The sequence below is a fragment of the Streptomyces sp. NPDC043854 genome, assembly GCF_056436005.1.
Genome location: NZ_JBWKDK010000131.1, coordinates 1 through 2,153, shown reverse-complemented (window position 1 = coordinate 2,153; position 2,153 = coordinate 1). Strand labels below are relative to the sequence as shown.

1 protein-coding gene is annotated in these 2,153 nt (G+C 69.5%); it reads right to left on the bottom strand.

Features of this window, described 5'->3' with window-relative positions; translation table 11 throughout:
- Window positions 1–159: 159 nt before the first annotated feature.
- Window positions 160–381: a hypothetical protein gene (locus tag AC068A_RS37295; protein ID WP_478590740.1), complete on the bottom strand. Its 222-nt coding sequence runs from the start codon at window positions 379–381 to the stop codon at window positions 160–162.
- Window positions 382–2,153 lie beyond the last annotated feature (1,772 nt).

Sequence of the window (2,153 nt, the reverse complement as noted above, 5' to 3'; positions counted from 1 at the left end):
CACCCCACCCCCCGTCCTTCTCCCCCTCCCCCCCCCCCCCCCCCCCCCCCCCCTCCCCTCCCTTCCCCCCCCCCCCCCCCCCCCCCCCCCCCCCCCCCCCCCCCCCCCCCCCCGCTCCGGGTTTTTACAGGCCGTCCGCCCTGCGGGAGGGCGCGGGGTTCAGCGGCGGCGGAAGTCGTGCAGGAGGCTGCTGGCGTGGATGACGGCGCTCATCTGCTCCGCTATGTCGGCCTCTTGGAGGGCGTAGACGAACGCGGCGCGTGCAGCGACCGTGACCGCTTCGCGGGCCAGCCAGCGGGCCAGGGGCCGCAGCCGGTCTAAGCGCCGGCCCTGCTGCGCGGGGTCGGGCTCGGGAGTCGGGTTGGGAGTCTGGGCGGGCATGGCGGATGGGTCCTTTCAGGGGCTGCACGGTGTCCGTTGCAGAGGTGTAAGGAAGTGCTCCCGTCGCGCGTGATTGCGTGACGTCGGTCAGCACTGTGGGACGGGCGGGGGTTAGCCCCGCAAGTGCCGCTCGGCGGGCCTCATCCTTGGCACCGTGAAACCGTCATTCAAGGCTTTGACCTGCGATTTTCCCTGTCCGGAGGGACTTGAACGCGTGTGTTGGCAGGTGCAGGGCAAGCCGCGCAACCCCCGCCCGGAACCGCTGCGCTGCCCCCTGCGCGTAGCGGTGTGCAAGTCGTAGCGCTGGAGTCACTCCTGAGGTGAATCTGCCCTCGCGTACGCGGGCACAGCAGGGGCACATACCCATTAACTGACCCTAAACCATGCTTATTTGATGGTTTCCGTAACGTACCTGCATCTTTCGGGCAGCGCTCAGGGCGGTGAGATGGAGCGGTTGCGGGTGGGGTGGCCTGAGTTCCGGTGGGCCGTGCACAGCGGGGCGGTGCCGCCCGGGGCTGAGACCACGTGGTTCGCCTCGGGTGGGTGCGCCCCGCCCAGGAGGCGCAGTGAAGTTCGGCGCGGCCCGCGGCAGCACGGTTCGGGTCCGGATCTACCGGGCCGGTGACATCGACCGGTTGACCCAGGATCACCCGAAAGTGGACTGGCCCAGCCCTGCACGCCGCCCCCAAAGGGTGGCGCTCTCCGCTTGCCGGCCTGCCCACCCCGCCCGGGGCCGACCAGTGACCGGCTGTGGGAGTGGGGCCGGTACCGGGACATGCCGGCCCATTTCGGCCCGGAAGTCGGGGAGGCCCCTGCGTGCGGCGCACTTTCGCGGGAGTCGACTACCTCGCGGTGGCGTACCTCCGGGCGGACGTCGGCCGGGACGTGTTCCGGTTCAGCGTCGTGAACACCTCGGACCGCCGTATCGTCCACACCACCGAATACCAGGCCTGTGCATTCGACCCCCGGCAGGCGTCAATTCGGATGGGAGGGGAGGGATATGGAGCGGTCCTCTGGCAGGAATGTGAGACCGATTGCTGGACCGCTTCAGCAATTTCCCAACCATGCGAAGAATGGTGAATTCCAGCGACGCGCATGATGCAGAAAATCATCTGACGTTCTGTCAGTTTGGTGTGGTTCGGTGTTTCTTGGTCCTCGGCTTCAACTCCCGGGGCTCTGCAGGCTTCTGTGCGGGCTGTTCGCGGCAGGCCTGACCCTGGGGGGTTTCCGCAAGTCGTGGGGCCGTAGGCAGGCTGTCAGGGGCTCGCAGGGGTGCATGTCCGGGGTTGGGTCGGCGGGTGGCCGGAGGAGATCACATGGTCGTCGGGATCTCTCACAGTGCATCCGGTGCTACATGCCGAGTCCAGATTCCATCCACCTTCTCAAAATGAAGCACCACCACTCTGACAGGAGAGGTCTGCCAGTTCCTGGCCGTGACCCTGGATAGCCCTGCCACCAGGAGCCGACCCCACCCCAGAAGCCCCCTCCTCGTTGCCAGCCGCCCGCGGAGCGGGCCCAGGGGCCGGGGAGCGCAGCGACCGGGCCTGACGGTCGCGCAGCGGCCGTAACTGGGCAAGCGAAGCGCGCCCAGCCTCACGGTGGGGAGCGCAGCAGACCACCGTGAGGGAGGTGAGCGCAGCGAACCGACCCGCCCGCGCAGAGCGCGGGCCCCCGCCGAAGCGGAGCGCAGGCGCCCGGCCGAAGGCCGGCCCCCGAGCGCAGCGAGGGGGTTCGCTGCTCCACGCGCAGCGTGGAGGGACCCGCTCCGCGGG